The organism is Veillonella sp. S13053-19, assembly GCF_002959835.1.
Lineage (GTDB): Bacteria > Bacillota > Negativicutes > Veillonellales > Veillonellaceae > Veillonella > Veillonella rogosae.
The window spans coordinates 90,222-114,550 of record NZ_PPDA01000007.1 but is presented as its reverse complement, the minus strand read 5'-3'; the positions used below and the strand labels follow the sequence as shown (position 1 = coordinate 114,550).

Genomic DNA, 24,329 nt, shown 5'->3' with positions numbered 1-24,329 from the left:
CTCAGATCACACAATTTCCTCTTTATTTAATTTTTTTAGTACTTCTCGTTTAATTTGTCGTTGACGATCCCAAGCAATAATAAACACAGTAGCAATGATACAGATCATGCCAAAGATACCAATGAGGGTGAATTCATTTCCAAGAAGTGCCCACCCAAATAAGGCAGCGGATATTGGTTCTAAGGATGAAAGTATAGAACCTTGTACGGCCCCAATGAGTTTTACCCCTTCCATATAGGCATTAAAGGATACCACTGTACCAAGTATGATGATGGCAAATAACCCTAGCCACGTCATACCATCCCAAATAGCTTCAGACTCAACTTGTTGGAACATAGCAACAGATAAGATACCGCAGATAAACATGGCAAAACCAACTACAGACGTAGTGCCATATGTCTTTAAAAGCTCAATGGGCTGTAATGTATAAATACAAATACTGGCCGCTGATACGAGTCCCCAGAACAAAGCTTCTTCGTTGAAGGACGACATATCTAAGCCCTCTTGCATAACAATACAAATGGTACCAACCATAGCAAGCAAAATACAAAATAGCTCTGGTATAGATGGCTTTTTAAAATACCGTAAAAATAGGTAAATAATAATCATCGTCGGTGCTACATATTGAAGCACTGTAGCCACCCCAACCCCTGAAATAGCGATGGCTCTAAAGTACGCATACTGCACCATGGCAATCCCTAATATGCCAAAAATCAGTAGATTTCCTATGTCTTTCGGCTCTTTAAAGATAGAGAAAATACGCTTTCCCTCTTGTATATAGGCTAATACAATGGTTAAGATCCCTGCCATAAGCAAACGCGCCTCTAGTAACCACTCCACATTGATGTGCTTTGCATTTTCAAGAAATTGTACAGATGTACCTGAAAGCCCCCAAAACAGAGCTCCCATAATGGCAAGGCCCATGCCCTTCCATTGTTTTTCCTCCATACGCCCCTCCATGATGAATACTTTCACAATATGTATCATAATAGCAAAGAGGTCCCAACCTCTGCAATACGGAGAGATGAAACCTCTAACATTAAATTATAGATATGTTTAAATCAATATAGGCTAACCTAAATCAATCACCTATAGATTATTTACGTTTTTCTAAAGCAATAATAATAACAGTGGCAATAATCATGGCCATGCCAATTAGCCCTAATAGACTAAATTGGTTGTCTAAAAAAGCCCATCCAAAGAAAGCTGCCGAAATCGGTTCTATAGATGACAAGATGGAGCCTGGCACCGCACCTATTCGTTTAACACCTTCCAAGTAAGCATTAAAGGATACGATGGTCCCAAGAAAGACAACATTGAAACAACCAATAACGGTCCATACATCCCACATCGCATACGAATTAGGTTGATGGAAAAATATGGCAGCAACAATACCACTAAGGAGCATACCAAAGCCTACAATCGGCAAGGTTCCATATTTATATAGTAAATCCACAGGAGAAAGACTATATACAGCGACACCTACAGCAGATAGTAGCCCCCATACAAGCACCGCGAGCGGGAAGCTTTCAATAGATAAGCCGTCGTTCCCCATCAGGCATATGGTGCCTACTAATGCAAGTATAACAGAAATAATCTCGCCTTTAGACGGACGTTTACCGTAACGAGCTAGCAAATAAATAATAATCATAGACGGCGCCAAGTATTGTAGTACCGTTGCAATACCAGCTCCAGCTAAGGCAATAGATCTAAAGTATGTATATTGGCATAAGGCCATACCAAATACGCCAAAAATGATTAAACCTACTGTATCCTTCAAACTACGAAAGACATTAAAGATGGAATTACCATATTTAAACCAAGCATAGAGCACAGTCAATAGCCCAGCTGTAATTAATCGCATGGTGACTAGCCATTCTAAGTTCATATCCCTAAAATTGCTTAGAAACTGTACTGATGTACCTGATACGCCCCATAGAACCGCACCTAATAGGGTTAGTAAAACACCTATAATTTCATATCGCTTCATACTACTCACCGAGCAGGGATACGTGAACCTTCACAACGACCTTACGGATTTTAATAGGCTTATCGTTTACAGCAAGTAGGGGGCGATGGATATCGGATGGGAAGAATACTGTATAGTACCCTTCTGGACAGTGGATTTGGCCTTCATCGACAGCTTCGTTTGGGTAGAAATAGCAATCACGATCTGGATGAGACTCCACAGGCTTTACGAGGCCTTTATCTACGAAAAAGCCCATATTTTCTTCCCCATCTACCATGAATTGAATATCTACATAGTTGCGATGAGACTCAGGTTTTGTAGTTTCAAACAATTTTGTTTCTACATCGTCTACATTGGCGTACATCATATCCCCTTCAATGGCATGACGACCACCAGGCAATGCTTTCAAATCTGTATTTTTCAAGAAATCCAAAGCCCGTACGATGGCTTTAGGATATCCCATTTTTGTGTAATCTGCAGTAATACTAGAGAAAAACATATACGATCCTTTCACACTATCTATTTATATAGTAAGCACACGGTTGTAATTATATTTACCCTCTATGTTAGCACATATATACATAAAGGACTAGCAATTCTATTATTTCTACTACAGCGGTACATACCAGTAATCAAAGACCATTGAGGGCTATTCTAATCTATTTCATAGTAAAAACCCTCCATACGCTACATATATGGAGGGCCAGTGTAAAATACTATTCAGATTTATGACTTTCGTCAATTGTTATACTATGAAATTTTACATATGAAGTTGTTACAATATGCAATTGTCTATTTAGTTGTAGTGATTCTAACTGTATTACATACAGTACGTGGACATGGTCTTACATTATTCTTGAGTTTTATGAGCAGCGATAATTTCTTCCGCTTGCTTATGTGGAACCTCTTCATAAGTATGGAACTGACGGTTAAATACGCCTTGTCCTTGAGTGATAGAGCGCAATGCAGTCACATAATCGGCCATTTCAGCCAATGGTACTTGAGCTTTAACAACAGAAATACCTGTTCTTTCACTTTGTTCCATGCCTAATACACGACCTCGACGGCTATTTAAATCACCCATGATGTCGCCCATGAATGCATCTGGTGCAAACACGTTAACTTCATAGATTGGTTCTAATAGGACTGGTTTCGCCTTAGGAATTACATCCTTGATAGCCTGTGACGTAGCTACTTTAAATGCTAACTCTGAGGAGTCTACACTATGGTAAGATCCATCCAAGAGTGTCACTTGCACGCCAATCATAGGATATCCCGCAATTAAGCCTTTATCTAGGGTTTCTTTGGCACCCTTTTCCACTGCTGGTATGTATTGTTTAGGTACAGCACCACCAAAGATTTTGTCTACGAATGCAAATTCGCTTCCATCGTATAATGGGTCCACTTGAATCTTAACGTGACCATATTGACCATGACCGCCACTTTGTTTTTTATATTTAGACTCGGTTTCAGCGGAGCCTTTGATAGTTTCGCGGTATGGAATATATGGAGTCACAAGTTTAGCTTGTACGCCGTATTTGCGGTCCATTTTATTGAGAATATGCTCGAGATGTACCTCGCCCATACAATCGACTTGTAATTGGCGGGCCTCAGCATTTTTCACTACTACGCAAGTAGGATCTTCTTCTGCTACCTTAAGAACAGCACTAGCTAATTTTTCCTCCTCACCTTTTTTCACTGGCTCCATAGCCACTGTGTATAGAGGTTGAGGGAAACGGATAGCATCGTATGTTACTTTAAAGTCAGGAGCAGTTAATGTATCCCCAGTCTTAGCATTAGCCAATTTCGGTATCACTACGATATCGCCAGCTTTAGCAGAGGATACAGGGATTTGTTGCTTCCCGATAAGGGTAACCATCTTGCCCCATTTTTCTTCTACGCCTTGATTTACATCAAAGAGGCGATCGCCTTCTTTGAGTTCACCAGAGAAGATACGTACAAAGCTTTGTTTGCCTGCGAATGGGTCTAACAACGTTTTAAATACGAATGCAGTTAATGGTTTATCTACATGTATTGCGCGTTGTTCGCCAGTTTCTGCATCAGTTGCGGTCATAACCTTTTTAGTTGCATCTGGCATGTAACGGATCATACGATCCAATACTTGATCTAAGCCAATACGAGATGTGGCACTACCACACATGATTGGGCACACACGGCCACTAATCATACCTTCACGCAAGCCTTGGCGAATTTCATCTAAAGATAATTCTTCGCCTTCTAAATATTTTTCCAACAATTCATCGCTACCTTCAGCCGCGGCTTCTACGGTCATTTCCCGAATTTCTTGAGCCTTTTCGATAAGGTGAGCTGGTACAGCGATTTCAGTTGGTTGGCCGTCCTTATAAGTAAACGCAGTCATTTTTGCTACGTCTACGACGCCTTCAAAGTTGGCGCCTTCACCGATAGGAATCTGCAATGGCATGATGCCTTTGCCAAATAATTCCCGCATTCTTTCAATAGTACCGAAGAAGTCGGCACCATCTACATCCATTTTATTGATAAATGCCATACGTGGCATTTGTAATTCAACGGCATAATCCCATGCGCGAACTGTGTCAGTTTCTACACCAGATGTGGAGGATAGTACCATTAACATACCATCACACGCACGCAAAGCAGCACGAACTTCACCATGGAATTCATTGTAACCTGGAGTGTCTACGAAGTTAACCTTATGGTCATGCCACTCACATGGAGCCATGCCCAACTGGATAGTTACGTTACGTTTAATTTCTTCTGGCTCAAAATCCATGATATGTTTATTATCTTGGCCTTTACCTACGAAATCAACCGCACCAGAGGTTAACAACAAGGATTCAACAAGAGCTGTTTTACCTGCACCATCGTGGGAAACAACAGCAACGTTTCTAATTTTATCACTACTGTACTCTTTCATCGGAATCGCCTCCTTATTGGCAAATTACGGCTTTTGCTAATACATTTCGACACTTCAATAGAAAAGTCCTCTTTTTCCGAAAAATTTTATCGAAAAAAGAGGACTATATAAATCTAAAATTCTCCTGTCCGTTTACCGTAGTGTTTGGAGTCACCATTTTGGTTCCACCCTACAGTATCACCAATGGACATAACGCGGCGCGTCAAGCAGTCTTTACATTGTTCTGCATTGTCGTCTACGCAAGGTTTATTATCGTATAGCAAGTATTTTGCACGGTGTTCAGGAATCGTGATGATAGGCATCAAAATGTTCGCCCCAGCGGCTAAACCTTTTTCACGGCCCAGTTTATCCAGTGCTTGTAGCGCTGTAGTAGCAGCAATATTTACGTCTTTCAAGAATAAGCGAGTCAACGCAATCATCTTAAGACCTAATTGAACGCGGCGGAGCTTGCCCGCTTCATCATCAATCCCCATCGCTAGAGCCTCTTGGCCTAGTGGCGTATCGTGATGCACTACGTAAGGCCCCATACCGATCATATCGATATCCATGTCGCGATAGAACAAGATATCGTTCACGAGATCTTCTTCCGTTTGACCAGGCAAACCGATCATAACGCCCGTACCTACTTGGAAGCCTACGCGGCGCAAACGACGTAAGCATTCAACGCGCGTTTCAAAGGAGTGCAATTCATCTTGAGGATGAATTTTATGGTACAGTTCTTTATTTGTTGTTTCAATGCGCAATAAATAACGGCTCGCACCGGCTTCACGCATGCGGCGGTACGCCTCTTCACTTTGTTCCCCTACGCACATCGTAATGCCGAGGGAACCATCGCCGATGGCTTTAATATCGTGAATGAGATCTACCACATAATCAACGAATATATCATCACTGCGTTCACCAGATTGTAGCGTAATAGAGCCATATTCATGGTCATATGCCCACTGTGCCATCTTGATGATGTCTTCACGATTCATATCAAAGCGTTCCGTCTTGTCATTTTCACGACGGATACCGCAGTAATTACAATTCTTAATGCATCGGTTCGAGAACTCGATGAGGCCCCGATAATACGCTACAGGTTTTACATATTTCGCCTTTACTTCGTAAGCCTTTTTATATATTAACTGCAACTCATCTTCATCAGTTACAGACATGAGAAATCGCAATTCTTCCTCGGTCAGCCATTCATCGCCGACGAGGTCTTTTGCAAGAATGCCTTGCACTTGCAAACAATCACTTCCTTTCATAACGAACCGTCATCGATTCGCTTGGTATAGTAATGGAATCTATGTCAGTGACACAGGTAAACCCATTCACTTCGCGCGGTAAATCACACACATGTTTCACTTGTGCTGTTAAACATTCGTGAGCCATCACACCGCGACTCATTTTTGAGGACGTACTCATCTGTTTAAATGCATCGCCTCGCAACTCCCAAAATTCAATGGTTACCACCTTCGGATGATTCACCATTTTGGCATATTCTTTAGACGCTAGGTTTAAGATCCAATCTTCCTTGTGAAAGTATGCATCCACCGTTTCCCGCCATATGTCGTATAGATTAATACCTACCTTATCGACCATATCGAGCCGATAATCGCGCACGCCCATCGTAGGCTCTACGACGCCGTACAACGCAGACATCACAACGAGATGGCTTTTACCAAAGGCCTTGGCCTCATCAGACAAGTTCTGCCAGTCTAAATATTTGAAAGCAATACCATCGTAACTTTCACAAGCGATACCTACTGGCTGGGACTCAAACGATTGATAGAAATCAAAGAGCGCCTGTGCCTTGTCATCCTTTAGCTTTAAAGCCTTCCCAAGAGCCGTTACATCGAGAGATCGGACATGTTTTATGATTTCTTGTGTAAGGTGCGGCTGAAATTGTCCGTCTCGAACTGCATGATTGACTGCGTTGCTAGTAGCATTAGTAATTGTTTTTGTCTTACTAGGAGAGAGGACGATTTTCATGGGATAATTCCGCCTTGATAGTTTCCTCTGTCAAATTATCGATTAATTCTGGATTCCACAACATGAGAGGCACTGCCACAACGTGGCTCGCTTTCAATTCTTTACATAGTTTAATGCATTCTTTAAGGTAATCAGAATCTTCGTCTACAAGGTCACATACGATAACAACGTGACGACCTTTAAGATTGACACCTTCATAATCGATGCTTTCAGCAGATACAGTAAGCATACCTGTTTCCAAGCGACCTTCGCTCATATCGTTTAGACGAGACATCAATACGTGCTCAAGCATAGTAGATACAGGTGTTACTACGCGGCCAATACCAAGAAGAGCCTCAGGTTGTGCATGAACGATAACTGTTTTCTTCCGTTTATCCGTTCTGTACTCAACGAGAGCTTTTTCTAAAGCGCCGAAGAAGACGAATAATTGCCACGGATCAAAGGAACCAGTTTGGAACATGTCGATAACAGAACCGTCCTCGTCAATATTTAGGCGCGCCAATAATTCCTCTGCAATGTCGCTTACGACAGCAGTAAAATCAGATTGCATTGCATCTTGTAATTTAACTTCGTTTGCCATTAGGTCCTCCTAATTTCCATATATCACACTGCTAGATATAACCTAACAGATATTACACTATCCTTAATTGTACCATACTTTATACCCCTCTTGGGTATTTAAAGATACACTTTTTACATAATAGATACATAAATATAGATAAATACATAAATAGGTACATAAACATAGATAGATAAATAAATATAGATACATAAACATAGATGCTTAAATAGAAAAAGGACCGCCAAAGCGGTCCCTTTATAGTTATCATTCATTTGTAAATGTACGGTTCGCATATTCCCCCATCACCTTGCGGCTACTTGTCATGAAGAGCTGCAAGAAGATAGTGATAGGCAATATAACTCCTAATTAAGGGTTATAAAGTAAAGGTCATCTCCGTTTGCATGCGCGCGTCTGTTTTGGATTTCTTATCTTTGGAACCAGCGTAACGTATGCGTACTTCGTTATTTACCTTAACGCGAGAGTCATCAATTTTAAATTTCTTCATTTTTTCTTTGATTTGCTCGTCTGTTAAGGCACGCTCTTCTGGTTTCGCCACTTCATCATTAGCTTTATCAAGGGCCTCTTGTTGTTCTTGAGACACTTGGTAAGCCTTACCAGATTTCTTAGCCTTTGCAGCACGTTTTGCATCTAATTTTTGGCGACGCTCTTCGGTGATTTTCTTATCGCGAGCAATGCGATAATCCATTACATCACGCATGTTTTCTTGGTAAATACGCAACGCATATTGGCGATCATTTTCGTTCATTTGCTCTCGTTTTGTTACCACCTCATCGATAAGAGGCATGAGCTCATCTTTTGTATAGCTAGTGCCATCAAAAGCAAAGCCATGGGTATCAGTAATAGCACCATGTTTGATAAGTGTTTGCAGTGCCGTATATGTCCAATCATTTGGCGTTACAACATCTGCACTTACATGGTGTTGTAATTTAGTAGAGCTGCTAATTGTCTCTACATAAGCACCGATCCCATCAATCATAGGACGAGCACTTGGGATAGCAATACTTTCAGCGTGAACGAAACCAATAGAGGCTACTAAGCACAAAGCTCCAATCCCTAATGCACGACGGATAACATTCATTTGACGTGTATATTTTGTATTCATAAGAGTCTCCTTAAAATTACATTTTATACAATCTATTATATGAGTACCCTTGTGATACGTCAACTCTATAACCTTACACACCTGTGTAATACAATAATTATGAGGCCCTAGATTCACCTGAATCCTTGCAATAACAGGGCCTATAAAATTAAATCATAGTAAACAAAAAGACCTTACACCGGATGATGTAAGGTCTTTGCATGGCGGAGGATTAGGGATTCGAACCCTAGCGACGGTAACCCGCCCTAACGATTTAGCAAACCGTCCTCTTCAGCCTCTTGAGTAATCCTCCATGCTTTACTGGGTAATCATATCATACCCAATAAGGCATTGTCAATAAAAAACCGCTAACTACTAGAGTCTCTAATAGTTAGCGGTTTATTTACGTCTATATTAAATATAGTATTCTATGTAGTCATCGGGGATTTTCTTTTCCTCTGCCTTACCGTTATTGGTTCGACGAGGTTTACGGACATACATATTTTCTGGATCTGTTTCGAAGATAACCATGTCTTTCGGGATATCATGTTTAATAACAAGGTTACAACCGATTTTTGTGCGGGCACCGATAGTAATATCACCTAAGATTTTCGTGCCTGTACCGATAAGTACTTCATCTTCAATAGTTGGATGGCGTTTTTCCTGTTTAGAAGACATGCCGCCTAACGTTACTTGATGGAATAGTGTTACATTATCACCTACGATGGCAGTTTCACCAATAACAACGCCCATACCATGGTCAATAAATAAGCCACGGCCGATCGTTGCACCTGGGTGAATTTCAATGCCCGTTACGTGACGAGAATGTAATGCCACACGACGCGCCAAGGTTGGCCATCCCGCCTTATAAAGGCGGTGCGCAAAGAAATGCCAGAATAAGGCCGTAATATGCGGATACGTCCAAATGACCATCCACACGCTTGTTGCGGCTGGGTCAGAATCCATTACGCGTTTAATATTATATTGAATTTTGCCCCATAATTCGCGTAAACCTTGCATCATAGTGACTCCATCTCAAATAACTCTACTCATATAACATATAGTATACAACATATGTGGTCTGTATTCCTATACATAAGATATTTTATCTATCCGAAATCCGTTACTTTACGTATTCATTATTAGCGAAATCCAATAGGGATAAGTATTTTTCCACCCCATCTGGCGCAATAACTACAATATTCGCTTTTGGTTCTTCCCGAGCGATACGCTTTGCAGCTACAATAGCTGCCCCTGCAGAAAGACCGATAGAAACACCGCTTTCACGCATAAAGGTTTGTACTTCGCTAAAGGCTTCTTCATCGCTCACAGTTTGTACGCCGTCCATCAAGCTTTCGTCGAAGTTTTCAGGAATGAAACCAGCACCAATGCCTTGAATTTTGTGAGGACCACCCTTGCCTTCTGTAATGGCCGGAGATCCTGTTGGTTCCACTGCGATAGCTTTCAGATTCGGATTATGCTCTTTCAATCGTCTAGTAACACCTGTGAAAGTACCACCTGTACCGATACCTGCCACAAATACGTCTACATTCGGCACTTGCTCTACGATTTCAGCGCCCGTAGTACGGTAATGCATATCTGGATTCGCAGGATTTACAAATTGGCCCAAAGTAAACGCATTAGGATATTTCTCTAAGATTTCATTTGCTCGTTCAAGAGCACCCTTCATGCCCGTTTCTTTTGGTGTTAAGATGAGCTGTGCACCGTACGCCTTGATAAGTTCACGACGTTCTTTACTCATGCTTTCAGGCATAATAATTACAGTTTTAATATGTAAGATAGCGCCCACCATGGCAAGAGCAATACCTGTATTGCCACTTGTAGCCTCTACGATGATGCTATCCTCATGGATACGACCTTTCTCCTTGGCGTCTTGTAACATGCCAAGAACGGCACGGTCTTTCACAGAGCCACCTACATTATATTTTTCAAGTTTTACATAAATATTGGTATTTGGTAATTGATATACCGGAGTTTTACCAATCAGTTCAGTTGTTTGATTTGTTACTATGCTCATCTGATCCTCCCTCTAGCGACAGATGATAAAAATCGCCCTCAGGAATATCCCAAGGACGATATGTATTTCACCTTGTTATTCACTATACACTAGGTATAAACGTTTATGTATTCTGATTAATACAACCATACTCTAACACCTGAATCAATTCATTGTCAAGAGAATGAGAATAACTTTTAAAACCCCAAAAAACACAGGAAATAACAAGGTTCATCTATTTACTTGTAAGCACGTCCACCACCACATCCCACGTGATAGGCACGAATATGATGGCTAAAGATAATCCAATAAAGAGAACGGCCCCCACCAATACACTTAGACGAGGAACTAATGATATGACAACGCTCTTGGCCTGTCTATATGCTTTACTTAAGTCATGATGTAGCGCTACATGGCCCCATAAGAAACCCGCCAGTACATAGGAAATAATATAAGGATCAAGAATCACATGTGTGGCTAGTTCATTATTGGTGTGCATAATGCGGTTTATAACAGGTGAAACTAGTACATTCACTAGCATAGCTAACACCTTGAACCACACAACGCAGACAATATATGTCCACATGCTCCTCTTGGTCATCCACAGCATGTATAGGAGTCCTATTATACTTGCCCCCAGCGAGCCCTTCTCGCTTTCCATATATCGCTCCATCCAAGATGGCGGCTCCTTGCCCTCCTCTACTTGGCTGTAGTAAAAGGATAGATTTCTTTCACCATGGGCTACATCGACAAGCCCCAAAACTTGAAATACGACGAGCAAGAACAAGACAGCTACAACGACTTGGAAGCTTTCACTAAAGAAAACATCCATAAAATCAACACCGAGATGGCCTATGTTCTTAAGATTGCCGTATATATCGTAAAAGGCTAGATATATAGCATTTGTTAGGAACAGGTCCATAACAAATAGAATAAGCACAAAGATAATATAGCTGTTCCAGCGTGTCCATTTATTTTGTGATTCTATATAGGTATTCGTCCCTACCATAATCGACGCAGGGTGTATAGACAAGGTCACACCAATCATAAAAAACATTATGAACGATGTGACCATTGTTAAATATTCGTATGCCATATTAACGGTATGCTACGCGCTCAGGCTGCATATCGTGGAAATGAAGGCGCTCTTTTGCCGTCTTTTCCCACTCCGTACCAGGCTTGCCGTAGTTTGCGTATGGATCGATGGACAAACCACCACGCGGCGTAAACTTGCCCCATACCTCGATGTACTTAGGATCCATCAACTTCACAAGGTCTTTCATGATGATGTTGATGCAGTCCTCGTGAAAGTCCCCGTGATTGCGGAAACTAAATAGATATAATTTTAAAGACTTGGATTCTACCATTTTCTTATCTGGTACGTAAGAAATATAGATCGTCGCAAAGTCTGGTTGACCTGTCATAGGGCACAAGCTTGTGAACTCAGGACAGTTAAATTTAACAAAGTAATCGTTATCAGGATGTTTGTTATCAAACGCCTCTAACACCTGTGGTGCATAATCAGTAGGGTAATCGGTCTTGTGACCTAACATCGTTACCCCTTGTAACTCTTTTTCAGATCTGCCGGATGCCATAAAGAACCTCTTTCTATAAATGCTATAACTCTATAATTAGATATATTAAATAGTTCATGTAACACTTAATTATAGCATATAAAAGAATACACAACTTATATAGAAATATGATTTTGTACCATAAAGCAATACGAAAACTGAGTACTGAATAACTGAGTGCTAAAAATCTGAGCCTTATGGATAAACTAGTTTAACAGTATCATAACTACATATTAATTGCATAAAATTTAAGTTTATAATAAAATTTTCATATACATTTGGTAACGTTAGTATATTCAAAACGATATAACACCTTATGGAGGTCTCTTATGAAATTAAAACAGCTTATTTTATCTAGTATCGCTGTAGGTGCACTAGCTTTCACATTCGGCGTTGCACAGCCTGCACAAGCAGCTATTGGCATGGAGAATCCTGGTCCCGCGATGAACCTTGAGAAACCTGTATCTGTAACAACACAGCATCATATTAATGTAGATGGCAAGGTAGTTGAGCCTATTAATGGTCAGCAAAACGTAATCTATGTAGACGGCCAACCACTCGTAGCATTGCGCCAAGTATCTGAAGCATTGGGCTATAAAGTAGCTTGGGATGAACCTACTAAAACGGCATTGGTAGATATGAACATCGCTACATTGGCGATTCAACCAGGCTCTGCTGATGTTATTCGCCATGGCAAATTAAAGATTATCAACCTTGATACATCTGAATCCTTCTTACCAGCAGCTCGCAAGGTAGACGGAACCATCTTTGTAAAACCACAAGTGTTCAAATTATTGTTGAATCAAGTAAATATTACAAAGGACGAAATCTTCATCGCCCCTCAACGCGCACAATTGGCATCTACCACAAACACAGAGATATCCCACAAGAATGAACTCAACACCTTCTTACCGCCATCCCAAAAGGACGTAAAGAAAAAAGAAGATCCAAAAGCGACAGAAAAACCGCTTATTAAAATCAAAAAAACATTGGCTAAAGACTCTGCAGCTACAACAAATACAGAAACTACTGAAAAATCTGAATACCAACGTCCAAGCGGTTTAGATCGCTAATTTATTTCTTATAACAACTCTATAATCTACAAAAGACCTAGTTACTAAAATATCAACTAGGTCTTTTGTAGATTATACTATAAGAGACTAAATATAATCCAACTTAATATTATATTTAATTTTTATAATACAATTCATTTATTTAAGATAATTATAGAAATTGACATAAATATACCACCCATATACACAAACTAAATTAATAAATTCCAATATTCACTAACATCTACTATAATAGTATTTAAGCACTTAAAATAAAGAGAATAGCATAGCCATCTAACATATTAACAATAAATTTAATTTTATCACTATAAATTAATTTAAAAGCTCATCCTAAGTAATTACTAATAGTTTTTGGGGGATCTAAAGATGAAAAATGTATTTATTGATACCAACATCTGGCTTTCACTTTATCACTTCACTAATGATGATTTATCGCAATTCGAAAAACTAAAAGATATGCTTAACACAAGCATAAATTTAATTGTGCCTCAACAGGTTAGCAATGAAATCTTAAGAAACCGAGAATCCAAAATCAAAGATGCTCTAAAAAGTTTCGATATGACAAAGCCTAAATATCCAGTCTTCTGTAAAGCATATGAAGAGTTTGAACAATTAAATAAAGATATAACGACTGTTGTTAACAGATTCAAAGAATTTAGAAAGAATATCGAATCACAAATTATTAGTAACGAACTACCTGCGGATAAAACACTAAGTAGTTTTTTCTCAGTTATAGAAATAATCCCTTCCGACATATATATAGAAAAAGCTTATAATCGTTATCGCATAGGTAATCCACCAGGAAAAGATAATAAATATGGCGATGCAATAAATTGGGAATGTCTATTAGACAAAGTTACACCTAATGAAGATTTATATTTTATTAGCGCAGATAAGGACTACCACTCTTTAGTAGACGACCAGAAGATGAATCCATTTCTTGTTGAGGAATGGTCAACAAAGAAAAATTCTAAAATTTATTTTTATTCTAGTCTAGTTGACTTCCTCAAAGAACATGTTCGAGACATACAATTAGAGGATGAAATAAAAAAGCAAAAATTAATCTTAGATTTATGTAATAGTCAAAATTTTGTAACCACTCATGGAGTAATTGCCTCTTTAAAAAAATACTCCGGTTGGACTGAACAAGAGGTCGAACAGCTTTCGACTGCATTGATAAACAATAATCAAATAAATTGGATTATTACAGACTCAGACGTTTGGGATTTTTATTTTACACTATTATCAAACTTTAATTACGAAAAACTCCCTGATTGTGCCACAAAACGGGCACTCGAACTATTAGCAGAAACTAGGTATGAAGAAGAAAAACGTGACTATTTAGATGACATAGCAGATGTATTAGAGTCGCGATAAAAATAAAATGGTTAGTTCGCTACCTCTATTGGAATACTAAAATCAAAACACAATCCTACAAAATAACTAAGCTCCAAAGTTTAACGGGTTAAAGCGATAATCTAAACATACAAAAAGGTCCCATAAGGGACCTTTTTATTCTGTAAATGTAACTGAAATGATTATTTCAAAATCAATTATTTGCCAAAACCATAGCGGTTAAGTGCCGTATTACCATTACCATATATAGCCATGATTTTCGCCATGAAATAGTCAGCTACTGCTAGAGAGTATGCTGCAATATCATTGTAATCAGAGTATTTTGGTGCAACATTAGTCACAGTAATGTTTTCAATAGTAGTACTAGCTTTAGGAGTAGTCAATTTATTTGTAGTAGGTGCAGGATCTGTAACTGTTACAGTAGAGCCCATAGCTGGATTAACGTAACCTGTTGGAGTAGATACTGGTGGACGTTGGGAATCAGTATATTTATAGCCATAAGAAGCGTCCGCTTGTTGAGGTGCCAATGTAGCTACGCCAAACGCAAGAACAGTGGCTGCCAAAACGATAGATAATTGTTTAGATGCTTTCATAAAAACCTCCATAGTAAGTACTAAAAGAAATGCGTGATTATCAAAAAAACTGATAACGGAGATTTATTATAAACTTGTTATCTAAACTCACAATGAATTGTTGTAAATATCATTAATATTTCATTTATCAATTAATTTTGACTCTTTCAATACTATCTTTTACGGAATCCATTTGACGTTTCAAATCTTTCATAGACCCTTTTACATCGTCAGGAATCTTGACATCTTTAAGACCTTTGGCCGATTCCGAGGCACGCTTACTATTTTCACTAGCTTGCTTCATGCCCTCTTTAATTTGGTCCATATTCTCATCTAGATCATCAAATGAGTCTTCATCATAGAGAATAAAATTACTGCCCCCGTGGGACGTAATATTGAGTGGCCCCATCGTGAGCTGCCCATCATCAATACGCAACGCATTCGTGGAAATTGTAGTGACCCTCGTATTTACTTTCACATCACTAAAGGAGAGATGACGCCCCTTATTGTGAAAGTTCCCTGTAATGCTTTGAATAGGTATGAGCATATAGTGACCTTCACCAGACCAGAAATTACCCCACACCTCCATATCACGAGGCATGCCTTCGCTTTTAAAGTTCAAATTAGCAGATACAGGCACAAGAAACTCTGGCGTCTTAAGGGCTACACTGCTGTCTAAATCCTTTGCTACGCCAGTAATCGTATAGGCACGAGTGTCCAAATTATAAACACCTTTTGCCTCTAGCTTACCGTTGAACACATTGGCATTGACGTTAGAGAAGTTCAATATACCATCTTGGTATGTCACATCGCCTACCACATTATCAAAGGTCAATGCAGGAATTCGCAATATAGGCATCGTTACCCGACCTTTAGCAAAAGGTCTGTTAAAGTCACCCGTCACCTCTGTGAGCAAGGTCATGGCATCGTGGATATTCTCACCGAATCCAAGGGATGATGGATCTACGCCTTTCACATCAAACTGTAAATCCAGCTGAGGCATGCGATGTTTTAGCACATCTTTTAAGTCTACTCTACCTTTTAAAACAAGTCCATCACCAATAGCAGTGCCGCCAAATTTACCAGTCTCCATATCAATATGTATAGCACGATTACTATCTAGGACTATCCTAGCATTTACATCCTTCATCACATAGTGACGATTGCGATCAAAAATCTCAAGTTGGTTGTTTCGCAACTTAATTGTTAGATCTAAATGTTGGCCCTCCCAATTAAAGTTTCGCACCCGCTTACCTAACTCCTCTTGTCGCTCTTGAGTAGTCTTTCTAGGTACCTTAGGGCGTGGCGCTACCTCATTAAGAGGCTTCTTTACATCAGGCGATGGTGGAACAAAATCGATTCGGTTGTTTTCATCCAAATCGACGACGATGACCGCATCATCTAGCTCAATACCATTAATAGCGGAGGCTTTAAAGTTGTGCGTCACCACATCCCACATGTTAACTCGTATCTTACCGCTAGGAACTGTTACTAGTTTTCGCCCATCGGGATCCGTCCATACTAAATCAGTAAAGGATAGCGTCCCCCACGGCGTGGCAGATAAACTTTCGACAGTAACAGTACCGCGCATCATGGTCTGGCGGGCCATAACCTCGTTAAAGATAACGCCCATCCCGCGACTAGCAATGGTAGCCAATACAAAGAAAACGATCGCTCCAGTGGCAAGAAAAGCTGCAATGCCTTTAAGGCCCTTCTTATACAATTGTTTATATTTTGTCCAATAGGAACGTATATAATGTTTCATAGCCTTATTATATCATGTTGAGGATGTAAGTATTATTTTGATTGGTCTTGTTATATTACTACACTTAGATTGAAAAGGAGAGCCTATACCTTCTTCGCTCCAAAGCGAGCTAAGTCGCTTATCCGGTATAGGCTCTCCTTTTCATAACATTAGTTATAAAGATGTCCAATCAAAATAAAATTATTCTCTAAATGCTAATAATAGGGCTCTGAAGCATTAAGGGAAAAGCAGTAAAATTAAATATCTATTTACGTACATTTCAAGTCACATTGGGCGTCATATATGAGACTTCAAGGTATACATAGGTTGATGGGACTAATGTTTACTAAACGTAATAAAAAGCGTTGCCTATACCGTATGAGCGACTTAGCTCGCTTTGGAGCGAAGAAGGTATAGACAACGCTTTTTAATTTAAATGTCGAGTTAAAGTTGGGCCCCATCAACCTAATGCTAATAGCTTAAGAATTGACGCCCAAGTTAAGGAAATTACGCTTTTACGCCTTTGCCGTATTTTACAAGGCTTTCAGCTTCAATTTCTTCTTGAGTGCGATAGTCTTGAGGGATATTAGACAAGCGAATCCAGCTGCGAACTGCTTCTACTAATACGATAAGGATCATGAGGAACATGGCAGCACTGAATGCTACTAGGATCCATTTACCAGCTGGGATATAGCTGTTAAATACGTTTTCAAAGTCTGCAGCAATAGCAACGATAGCCATTAGGATACATGGAATACCTGTAACCCATGCATAGCGTTTGCGGCCAAGTCGCATAATAACTGTAGTACTTACAGCCAATGTCATAGTACCTAATAATTGGTTAGATACGCCGAATAGAGGCCAAATAATACCGATGTTACCTTGTAGAACTAGGTAGCCCCACAAGATACAAATTAAAGCTGCACAACCATATACGCCAGGAGCCCAATGTTGGTCGTTGAATTTAGGATGGAAATGACCTAATAATTCTTGAAGTAAGTAACGACCTACGCGAGTACCAGCATCGATCAAAGTCATGATGAACAAGGCTTCGAACATGATACAGAAGTGATACCAGTAACCCATCAAGTGATCCATGTTAGGCAATCTGGAGAAGATATGAGCCATACCTACTGCAAGGGATACGGCGCCACCAGGACGATGCATCAAGTCTTCCCCAACCATTGCGGACAATGCTGGCAATTCATGTACTTGAAGACCTAGTGCTTTAAAGGATTCTACTGTGGAGTTAATAGCAAAGTAATCGTCTGGATGCAATGCAGTGGCTGCGATCAACGCCATCATAGCGATGAAGCCTTCTGTTAACATCGCACCATAACCGATAGGTAAGATTTCTCTTTCATTAGTAAGCATTTTAGGTGTTGTACCTGTAGCAATTACTGTATGGAAACCAGATAACGCACCACATGCGATAGTAATGAAGATATAAGGGAATACAGAACCTTTCAATACAGGACCGCCACCCCAGATATATGGAGTAACAGCTGGCATTTGGATTTCAGGCATTACGATGATAATACCGAGAGCCAAGGCGCCAATTGTACCGATTTTAAGGTATGTAGATAGATAATCACGAGGAGCGAGCAATAACCATACTGGCAATGCTGCTGCAAAGAAGCCATACACGGCAAGCATAATTTCAATTGTTTGCAAGTCGTATGTGAACCAAGAAGCATATTCGCTAGCCGCGATGTTAGGACCGTAGATAATGCCTACGAAGATTAACGCTACACCAATGATAGTAGCCTCTTGGATTTTACCAGGGCGCAACCATTTTAAATAAATACCGATGAAAATAGCAATTGGAATTGTAGCGAATACGGAGAAGAATCCCCAAGGAGAGTTATGCAATGCGTTCGCTACTACTACGGCCATACCAGCGAGGGTAATAACCAATAGGAACAAGGTAGCAAGCATAGCACCGAAACCAGCTAGTTTACTGATTTCTTCGCGCGCAATATCCGCGATAGACTTACCGTCATAGCGAACTGAAGCGAACAAGATAACCATGTCATGTACAGCACCGGCTAATACAGAGCCGATAAGGATCCATAAGGCACCAGGCAAATACCCAAACTGGGCTGCAATAACTGGGCCTACGAGCGGGCCTGCACCTGCAATAGCTGCAAAGTGATGACCAAAGGTTACCCATTTGTTAGTTGGCACGTAATCGTGACCATCGTTGTGAATCATAGCCGGCGTCGGACGATATTGGTCCAAGGTCAACACCTTAGCCGCTATGAAAGCCCCATAAAAGCGGTACGCTAAAATCAGAATACACGCGGAGGCAATAACTAAGTAAATACCATTCATAACCATATAAACACCTCCATTTGTTTCGTGACATGGAGTATATGAAAATTCTGATAAAACTTATGTTTCCATGCCACTTTGGCTTGTAAAAATGTTAGTACTTACACTTTCATTGTATAACTAATCATGAGAGTGTCAACTACTATTTAGTCATTTTGAAAGCCCTCTATAACTTTAAGGCATAACAAAAAGGCATCCTCCACATAGGAGAATGCCTTAATAAGTGTAGAAAAATAGTTTATATCTATAGTCTTACCACGATACCAGCTTCGTGGAGAGCCTTCTTAATATCTTTTATAGTTAACACTTTATTGTGTAGCAATACACCAGCAAGGGCTCCAGTTACATTAGTTTTTGTAAATAAATCCACAAAATGCTGTACATTGCCTGCGCCGCCAAAAGCTGTTACAGGAACATCTACTACTTCGGCTAAAGCTTGATATAATTCAATATCAAAGCCAAGACCTGTGCCATGTCTATCGATGCTCGTTACCAACAATTCACCTGCACCGCGTTCTACAGCCTCTTTCGCCCATTCAAGAGCATTTCTACATTGCGCCCCTTCATCATTAGCACATCCATGTCCATAGGCATACCATACCTTATCAAAAGGATTATATTTTACATCAAGACATACAACGATGCCTTGGTTACCGAACTTTTTAGCCCCTTCTGTAATAAGGGATGGATTAGCCAAAGCGGCGGTATTAATGGAAATCTTATCAGCACCAGCTTTCATAAGAGCCGTCATATCCTCAACAGAGGTAATCCCACCACCAACAGTAAGTGGCATAAATACCTTATCAGAGGATTTAAGAACCATATCTGTGAAAGTTTTACGACCCTCTGTTGTGGCCGTAATATCTAATAATACAAGCTCATCTGCGCCTTGTATTTCATAACGTTCTGCACATTCTACTGGATCCCCTGCGTCAACCATATCACGGAATTGTACGCCATTCTGTACGCGGCCATTCGCCACACCAAGGCAAGGGATAATACGTTTTGCTAACATTCAGTCGTCCTCCTATTTTTTTGAGTCTGCGTAAGCTTCTGTAATATTACCAAACGTACGCAACAAATTCAGACCTACGATACCACTTTTTTCAGGATGAAATTGCATTCCATATACTCTGCCACATTCAACTACACCAGGTACATCGATACCATAGTTAGCTGTGGAAATGATATATTCAGGATCTGTATCTACATAATAGGAATGAACGAAATAAGTATATTGATCGTCTACATTACTAAATGGACTATCTTGATAATGAACTACATTCTTGTTCCAGCCCATGTGAGGTACACTGAGACCAAGATCGCGAGGAATTTCTTTTACCTTGCCAGGAATAAGACCTAAACCTGGAGTTGGACCGTACTCTTCAGATTCCTCAAATAATAATTGCATACCTAAACAAATGCCTAATAGTGGAATTTCACGCTTTACTACTTCATGAAGTACATCGACTAAGCCACGCTCTTTTAGAACTGCTACTGCCGATGCATACGCGCCTACACCTGGCAAGAGAACGCCATCAGCGTTTAATATAACCTCAGGATCCGCTGTTAGCACTGCATCGAGACCGATGTAGGCAAAAGCTTTCTGGACGTTAAATGTGTTCCCTGCGTCATAATCTATAATGGCAATCATGATAAACTCCTTTCAACCGCCTTAATGAGCCCTAGAGAAAATACTAGGGCTCAAACATTCACGCATTCACGTTGTTTTCGATATATATATTCGTCAAAGGAAAAAGAAAGTCCTGCCTATAGATTGCGTAAAAGCTAAACTCCATTCTATAGAATAAAATTCGATATCAAAACAAAAAAGTTACTAATTTATTTGATAATTTCTACGTTTATTTATTCATAAATTGTTTTAATATATGCCGCATTACATCTCCATCTTGAGCCATTGGAATAGTAAGTCGCAACCAACCGTCTCGTTGACCTCGGCGCACTTGGTATCCTTCTGTTAGCCATGCATCAGCGAGGTCATCTGCATCCGCATCAGAAGCCTCAAAGAATATAAAATTCGCTTCGCTCTTGTAGTAGTGAATTCCTAGCTCATCAAATAGAGCCTCCCATTTAGCTCGTTCCTCTGCATTTTGAGATACTGTTCTCGCCAAGAATGCTTGATCATCAAAGGCTGCTTCTGCGGCCACTTGGGACAAGGTATTGAGATTATAAGGCAAACACACCCTGATGTAGAAGATCTACATCATTATAAATCAAATTTGTTATTTCAAACTTATCATTTAAAGTAAAACAGCCTTTTAATTCATTGTAAGAAAAGGCATAGCCATTCATACTTTCACCATGGATAGAGACAACAGACATAGGGGCAACTACCACATCAATGGGTACCGCATGACGTCCTAGTTGATCGATTACAAACTTAGCTTGTGCTCTGTCACAGGCCAAAATCTGGCCCAAATCATATATGGCTTGATTTTCCTTTTCCTTCCATTCATCATACTTCTTGCGTTGTCTACTATTATAGAGTATACCAATAAACATAATAAGGGTTAGGATTTTAAGTATTATCTCCATACGTTCTGTTCCTCATAAAGAAATCAAATCATCTAATTACTATTTGCACATAAAAAAGGTCCATACTTTTACCCACATGTTACATAGAACAGAGCCAAGTATAGACCTTTTGTTATTATCCCCAAATTTTTTCTATATCTGCCACGCTATGTGCGTCAGAACCAAGTACAAATGGCACACCGATAACAGCAGCCATGCCTTGGATAAAGCGGCTCGGGTACATTTCACGACAATCTGGTTTGAAGAAGCCACTCATGTTGTAGTCTAGTTCGCGCCCTTGTACGCGCATGATATGCAAGATATCGCTTACTACCTGCGCATTGCGGCGATCCAAGTGACGCTCAAAGCCAAAGTAGTGTTGGTATTTCTTGATCAAATCAAAGTGACCAATGCGTTTTGGCGTATATTCACCGAGGTCAGCACGCACAGCTTGGCGCACAGTAGAGTAATATTTGTAATATAACTCATATTGCTTTTGAATCCACGGACCAAAACCACGCTCAAATTCTTTAGGGCTATAGTCTAAGCAATAAAAGGCATTATTAAGGCCTTCCATAAAGTGAACGGATAAAATATTATCATCCGTCAACGGACCATAACGGTCGAGGAACTCTTGAATATCCGTCTCAAAGCCTGGAATGTAATCCACTTCAAAGCCAAGGGAGATGTCGATATGCGTGCCATAAGCACGTTGCAATTGACGGCCTAATTCTAGATAGGAATCTACTTGATTCAATTTCAAAGACGCTGTATCATAGGCCTTTTGGTCACCACCGTATTCAACAGCAAAAGCCTTTGGCAATGGCGCATGCTCTGTAAGGCATACTTTCTCAATACGCAACTCAATAGCCTTTTCAATCATCATTGCAGTCCGGTCCCCACTACCATGTGGACACAACTCTGTATGTACATGACCATCTACGAGACGGCTGCGATACTTACTGTATCCAACAAACTGCCGTTCATCTTTCATGTTCATTCAATCACCCTATTCGCCCTAACCCACGGCGAACCCTTATCTATCATCTGTACATTTAGTCTGTAATTTAATATCTACGTTTTATTATACCAATAATGCGTATGTTTCGGTATCCTGATATTTACCATGTTTGAAACCAACTTGAGGCGTTAGTCCACAATAAGTAAACCCAAACCGTTCATGTAGCGCTGTACTTGCCGCATTTCCCGCCGTAATGACAGACACAACCGTATGTAATGTTTCCCTTTCTTTCGCATGTTCTAATATATGCGCCATCAACTTAGATGCCACACCTTTGCCACGATACTCTTGATGAATGTAGATAGATAATTCGACGGTACTTTTGAAAGCATCCTTTGTTCTATATGGTGAAAGCGATGCATAGCCTACTACAACATCGTCCATAAGCCCTACAAAAATGCAGTGCTCAGATGTTTGATGCGCCTCATACCACTCCTGCCACTCTGTTAGTGTTCGCGGCTCAAGATCAAGGGTGGCTACGCCATTTACAACCTCGTAATTGTAAATATCTAAACAAGATGCTATATCGTTCTTTGTAATTGGTCGTATTGCTAATTCACTCATAAGAATTCCTCAAAATTGTTGGTATCCAAAATCCGGTATCCGAAACTAAAATTATTTCTATATTATATCTATATAACATAATATATAAAAATAACGCTAACACGCAAGAAAAAGGACGAGCTGCAACTCGTCCTTTTTGTTATATTGTAGGCAATATTTTGTACGCTTTACTACCTATTAGTATTATAACATAAATAAATTTTTAAAAGATAATCAAAAGACACCTAGAAATTTCGCCCTTTCTAGGTGTCTTTTTAGGTGTACCAATTAAGATACCCCATACTCTTCAAATTAATTATAACACAATTAACACTATGAATTAATCTAGTTCTATCTATTACACAATTACGAATAGTAGTACTGTAATAACAATCAATGCGCCAATCACAGCGTAGTCCATAGTTTTCAATCCTACAGACGCTGCAAAGCTATGTGTAGGTCCACCGAAGCCGCGTAGTTCTAGGGATAGCGCCATTGTTTCGGAGCGTCCCAAGGATTTTAAAAGCAATGGTTGGATAACAGATGCGTAAGATTTCATGCGTTTAATGAAGTTGCCTTCTAAGGATAAACCACGGCACGCTTGCGCCTCTTGTACAGCATGGCTTTCAGCGATGAAGTCAGGCACAAAGCGTAGTGCTGCCGTGAACATAAATGCATATTCGTAAGGAATTTTGCATTGTGTTACGAGCGCTGCTGTAAGGTCTTGTAATTTTGTAGTTGCCAACAAGCAAATGAATACAAGTGTCATGGCAAGCATACGCAAGCCGGATACGATGGCAGATGTTACATCGCCGCTACCAAGGAATTGGATAACACCAAGGAATACAGCAAAGCTAGTCAATGCCAATACGGCCTTACGTTGTTTGATCAATAAACCTGCAACAAATAACACGACAAGTTCTACAACGACTAAAGCCAATAAAGATGCCCAGTCGCGTAATAGGATGGCCCACACGGATACAGCGAGGGTCATCAAGATTTTTGTTAACGGTACTAAACGTTCCATATGTCC

The 24,329-nt window shown here is 40.0% G+C and carries 24 protein-coding genes and 1 tRNA gene; 2 read left to right on the top strand and 23 right to left on the bottom strand.

The window, feature by feature from the left end; translation table 11 throughout:
* Positions 1-6 precede the first annotated feature (6 nt).
* The 13 genes from VEHSUH06_RS02410 to queF form a co-directional block, all read right to left on the bottom strand.
* The gene (locus tag VEHSUH06_RS02410) at positions 7-948 is read right to left on the bottom strand and encodes a DMT family transporter (RefSeq protein WP_105097623.1); all 942 of its coding nucleotides are present in this window, start codon (positions 946-948) and stop codon (positions 7-9) included.
* 148 nt (positions 949-1,096) lie between these two features.
* Positions 1,097-1,990 carry a DMT family transporter gene (locus tag VEHSUH06_RS02405; protein WP_105097622.1) on the bottom strand — a complete coding sequence of 298 codons (894 nt, stop codon included), beginning with the start codon at positions 1,988-1,990 and terminating at the stop codon, positions 1,097-1,099.
* Between the two features lies 1 nt (position 1,991).
* A complete protein-coding gene (locus VEHSUH06_RS02400) occupies positions 1,992-2,468 on the bottom strand; it encodes a YhcH/YjgK/YiaL family protein (RefSeq protein WP_105097621.1) in 477 nt (158 codons plus the stop codon).
* Positions 2,469-2,819: 351 nt separating this feature from the next.
* Positions 2,820-4,886, bottom strand: coding sequence for an elongation factor G (gene fusA, locus VEHSUH06_RS02395; protein ID WP_009352105.1), 2,067 nt, complete (start codon positions 4,884-4,886; stop codon positions 2,820-2,822).
* Positions 4,887-4,999: 113 nt separating this feature from the next.
* Positions 5,000-6,136, bottom strand: a complete 1,137-nt coding sequence (gene hydE, locus VEHSUH06_RS02390) for a [FeFe] hydrogenase H-cluster radical SAM maturase HydE (protein WP_233187867.1) — start codon at positions 6,134-6,136, stop codon at positions 5,000-5,002.
* Positions 6,123-6,863, bottom strand: a complete 741-nt coding sequence (locus tag VEHSUH06_RS02385) for a YaaA family protein (protein ID WP_105097620.1) — start codon at positions 6,861-6,863, stop codon at positions 6,123-6,125. Before VEHSUH06_RS02385 ends, hydE begins: the two co-directional genes overlap by 14 nt.
* Entirely contained in the window at positions 6,841-7,443 is a 603-nt protein-coding gene (locus VEHSUH06_RS02380; RefSeq protein WP_009351834.1) for a hypothetical protein, read from the bottom strand. The genes VEHSUH06_RS02385 and VEHSUH06_RS02380 overlap by 23 nt, the downstream gene beginning before the upstream one ends.
* 355 nt (positions 7,444-7,798) lie before the next feature.
* Entirely contained in the window at positions 7,799-8,548 is a 750-nt protein-coding gene (locus VEHSUH06_RS02375) for a hypothetical protein (protein WP_105097619.1), read from the bottom strand.
* A 201-nt stretch (positions 8,549-8,749) separates the two neighbouring features.
* Positions 8,750-8,840, bottom strand: a tRNA-Ser gene (locus tag VEHSUH06_RS02370).
* Positions 8,841-8,941: 101 nt separating this feature from the next.
* The gene (gene epsC, locus VEHSUH06_RS02365) at positions 8,942-9,550 is read right to left on the bottom strand and encodes a serine O-acetyltransferase EpsC (protein ID WP_105097618.1); all 609 of its coding nucleotides are present in this window, start codon (positions 9,548-9,550) and stop codon (positions 8,942-8,944) included.
* A 100-nt stretch (positions 9,551-9,650) separates the two neighbouring features.
* Positions 9,651-10,565 carry a cysteine synthase A gene (gene cysK / locus VEHSUH06_RS02360; RefSeq protein ID WP_105097617.1) on the bottom strand — a complete coding sequence of 305 codons (915 nt, stop codon included), beginning with the start codon at positions 10,563-10,565 and terminating at the stop codon, positions 9,651-9,653.
* A gap of 214 nt (positions 10,566-10,779) precedes the next feature.
* The gene (locus VEHSUH06_RS02355) at positions 10,780-11,376 is read right to left on the bottom strand and encodes a hypothetical protein (RefSeq protein WP_233187866.1); all 597 of its coding nucleotides are present in this window, start codon (positions 11,374-11,376) and stop codon (positions 10,780-10,782) included.
* Positions 11,377-11,641: 265 nt separating this feature from the next.
* A complete protein-coding gene (gene queF / locus VEHSUH06_RS02350) occupies positions 11,642-12,139 on the bottom strand; it encodes a preQ(1) synthase (RefSeq protein WP_004697960.1) in 498 nt (165 codons plus the stop codon).
* A gap of 308 nt (positions 12,140-12,447) precedes the next feature.
* Here queF and VEHSUH06_RS02345 point away from each other — a divergent pair, with 308 nt between their 5' ends.
* Together VEHSUH06_RS02345 and VEHSUH06_RS02340 are read left to right on the top strand one after the other, a co-directional pair.
* Positions 12,448-13,191: a copper amine oxidase N-terminal domain-containing protein gene (locus VEHSUH06_RS02345; protein ID WP_105097615.1), complete on the top strand. Its 744-nt coding sequence runs from the start codon at positions 12,448-12,450 to the stop codon at positions 13,189-13,191.
* 366 nt (positions 13,192-13,557) lie between these two features.
* Positions 13,558-14,568: a PIN domain-containing protein gene (locus VEHSUH06_RS02340; RefSeq protein ID WP_105097614.1), complete on the top strand. Its 1,011-nt coding sequence runs from the start codon at positions 13,558-13,560 to the stop codon at positions 14,566-14,568.
* 176 nt (positions 14,569-14,744) lie between these two features.
* Here VEHSUH06_RS02340 and VEHSUH06_RS02335 read toward each other — a convergent pair whose 3' ends face one another.
* The 10 genes from VEHSUH06_RS02335 to VEHSUH06_RS02290 all read right to left on the bottom strand — a co-directional run bounded on the left by VEHSUH06_RS02335 (position 14,745) and on the right by VEHSUH06_RS02290 (position 24,323).
* On the bottom strand, positions 14,745-15,140 hold the full coding sequence (locus VEHSUH06_RS02335) for a hypothetical protein (protein WP_077707956.1): 396 nt from the start codon (positions 15,138-15,140) through the stop codon (positions 14,745-14,747).
* Positions 15,141-15,267: 127 nt separating this feature from the next.
* The gene (locus VEHSUH06_RS02330; protein ID WP_105097613.1) at positions 15,268-16,884 is read right to left on the bottom strand and encodes a membrane biogenesis protein AsmA; all 1,617 of its coding nucleotides are present in this window, start codon (positions 16,882-16,884) and stop codon (positions 15,268-15,270) included.
* 486 nt (positions 16,885-17,370) lie between these two features.
* Positions 17,371-19,203 carry a carbon starvation protein A gene (locus VEHSUH06_RS02325; RefSeq protein WP_105081261.1) on the bottom strand — a complete coding sequence of 611 codons (1,833 nt, stop codon included), beginning with the start codon at positions 19,201-19,203 and terminating at the stop codon, positions 17,371-17,373.
* Positions 19,204-19,441: 238 nt separating this feature from the next.
* Positions 19,442-20,212, bottom strand: a complete 771-nt coding sequence (gene hisF / locus VEHSUH06_RS02320) for an imidazole glycerol phosphate synthase subunit HisF (RefSeq protein WP_105097612.1) — start codon at positions 20,210-20,212, stop codon at positions 19,442-19,444.
* A 12-nt stretch (positions 20,213-20,224) separates the two neighbouring features.
* On the bottom strand, positions 20,225-20,851 hold the full coding sequence (hisH, locus tag VEHSUH06_RS02315; RefSeq protein ID WP_009352181.1) for an imidazole glycerol phosphate synthase subunit HisH: 627 nt from the start codon (positions 20,849-20,851) through the stop codon (positions 20,225-20,227).
* 208 nt (positions 20,852-21,059) lie between these two features.
* On the bottom strand, positions 21,060-21,395 hold the full coding sequence (locus tag VEHSUH06_RS02310) for an aminotransferase class I/II-fold pyridoxal phosphate-dependent enzyme (RefSeq protein ID WP_233187865.1): 336 nt from the start codon (positions 21,393-21,395) through the stop codon (positions 21,060-21,062).
* Complete coding sequence (locus tag VEHSUH06_RS02305; protein ID WP_146251390.1) at positions 21,385-21,720, bottom strand: hypothetical protein; 336 nt, start codon at positions 21,718-21,720, stop codon at positions 21,385-21,387. Before VEHSUH06_RS02305 ends, VEHSUH06_RS02310 begins: the two co-directional genes overlap by 11 nt.
* 148 nt (positions 21,721-21,868) lie before the next feature.
* Positions 21,869-22,732 carry a histidinol-phosphatase HisJ gene (hisJ, locus tag VEHSUH06_RS02300; RefSeq protein WP_105097610.1) on the bottom strand — a complete coding sequence of 288 codons (864 nt, stop codon included), beginning with the start codon at positions 22,730-22,732 and terminating at the stop codon, positions 21,869-21,871.
* Between the two features lie 84 nt (positions 22,733-22,816).
* The gene (locus VEHSUH06_RS02295) at positions 22,817-23,317 is read right to left on the bottom strand and encodes a GNAT family N-acetyltransferase (protein ID WP_105097609.1); all 501 of its coding nucleotides are present in this window, start codon (positions 23,315-23,317) and stop codon (positions 22,817-22,819) included.
* A gap of 337 nt (positions 23,318-23,654) precedes the next feature.
* The gene (locus VEHSUH06_RS02290; RefSeq protein WP_105097608.1) at positions 23,655-24,323 is read right to left on the bottom strand and encodes an energy-coupling factor transporter transmembrane protein EcfT; all 669 of its coding nucleotides are present in this window, start codon (positions 24,321-24,323) and stop codon (positions 23,655-23,657) included.
* Positions 24,324-24,329 lie beyond the last annotated feature (6 nt).

Excerpts from the sequence above, each read along its gene's own strand:
- VEHSUH06_RS02410 (WP_105097623.1), bottom strand. The coding sequence starts at position 948 with ATGGAGGAAAAACAATGGAAGGGCATGGGCCTTGCCATTATGGGAGCT.
- VEHSUH06_RS02405 (WP_105097622.1), bottom strand. The coding sequence starts at position 1,990 with ATGAAGCGATATGAAATTATAGGTGTTTTACTAACCCTATTAGGTGCG.
- VEHSUH06_RS02400 (WP_105097621.1), bottom strand. The coding sequence starts at position 2,468 with ATGTTTTTCTCTAGTATTACTGCAGATTACACAAAAATGGGATATCCT.
- fusA (WP_009352105.1), bottom strand. The coding sequence starts at position 4,886 with ATGAAAGAGTACAGTAGTGATAAAATTAGAAACGTTGCTGTTGTTTCC.
- hydE (WP_233187867.1), bottom strand. The coding sequence starts at position 6,136 with ATGAAAGGAAGTGATTGTTTGCAAGTGCAAGGCATTCTTGCAAAAGAC.
- VEHSUH06_RS02385 (WP_105097620.1), bottom strand. The coding sequence starts at position 6,863 with ATGAAAATCGTCCTCTCTCCTAGTAAGACAAAAACAATTACTAATGCT.
- VEHSUH06_RS02380 (WP_009351834.1), bottom strand. The coding sequence starts at position 7,443 with ATGGCAAACGAAGTTAAATTACAAGATGCAATGCAATCTGATTTTACT.
- VEHSUH06_RS02375 (WP_105097619.1), bottom strand. The coding sequence starts at position 8,548 with ATGAATACAAAATATACACGTCAAATGAATGTTATCCGTCGTGCATTA.
- epsC (WP_105097618.1), bottom strand. The coding sequence starts at position 9,550 with ATGATGCAAGGTTTACGCGAATTATGGGGCAAAATTCAATATAATATT.
- cysK (WP_105097617.1), bottom strand. The coding sequence starts at position 10,565 with ATGAGCATAGTAACAAATCAAACAACTGAACTGATTGGTAAAACTCCG.
- VEHSUH06_RS02355 (WP_233187866.1), bottom strand. The coding sequence starts at position 11,376 with ATGGATGTTTTCTTTAGTGAAAGCTTCCAAGTCGTTGTAGCTGTCTTG.
- queF (WP_004697960.1), bottom strand. The coding sequence starts at position 12,139 with ATGGCATCCGGCAGATCTGAAAAAGAGTTACAAGGGGTAACGATGTTA.
- VEHSUH06_RS02345 (WP_105097615.1), top strand. The coding sequence starts at position 12,448 with ATGAAATTAAAACAGCTTATTTTATCTAGTATCGCTGTAGGTGCACTA.
- VEHSUH06_RS02340 (WP_105097614.1), top strand. The coding sequence starts at position 13,558 with ATGAAAAATGTATTTATTGATACCAACATCTGGCTTTCACTTTATCAC.
- VEHSUH06_RS02335 (WP_077707956.1), bottom strand. The coding sequence starts at position 15,140 with ATGAAAGCATCTAAACAATTATCTATCGTTTTGGCAGCCACTGTTCTT.
- VEHSUH06_RS02330 (WP_105097613.1), bottom strand. The coding sequence starts at position 16,884 with ATGAAACATTATATACGTTCCTATTGGACAAAATATAAACAATTGTAT.
- VEHSUH06_RS02325 (WP_105081261.1), bottom strand. The coding sequence starts at position 19,203 with ATGGTTATGAATGGTATTTACTTAGTTATTGCCTCCGCGTGTATTCTG.
- hisF (WP_105097612.1), bottom strand. The coding sequence starts at position 20,212 with ATGTTAGCAAAACGTATTATCCCTTGCCTTGGTGTGGCGAATGGCCGC.
- hisH (WP_009352181.1), bottom strand. The coding sequence starts at position 20,851 with ATGATTGCCATTATAGATTATGACGCAGGGAACACATTTAACGTCCAG.
- VEHSUH06_RS02305 (WP_146251390.1), bottom strand. The coding sequence starts at position 21,720 with ATGTTTATTGGTATACTCTATAATAGTAGACAACGCAAGAAGTATGAT.
- hisJ (WP_105097610.1), bottom strand. The coding sequence starts at position 22,732 with ATGAACATGAAAGATGAACGGCAGTTTGTTGGATACAGTAAGTATCGC.
- VEHSUH06_RS02295 (WP_105097609.1), bottom strand. The coding sequence starts at position 23,317 with ATGAGTGAATTAGCAATACGACCAATTACAAAGAACGATATAGCATCT.
- VEHSUH06_RS02290 (WP_105097608.1), bottom strand. The coding sequence starts at position 24,323 with ATGGAACGTTTAGTACCGTTAACAAAAATCTTGATGACCCTCGCTGTA.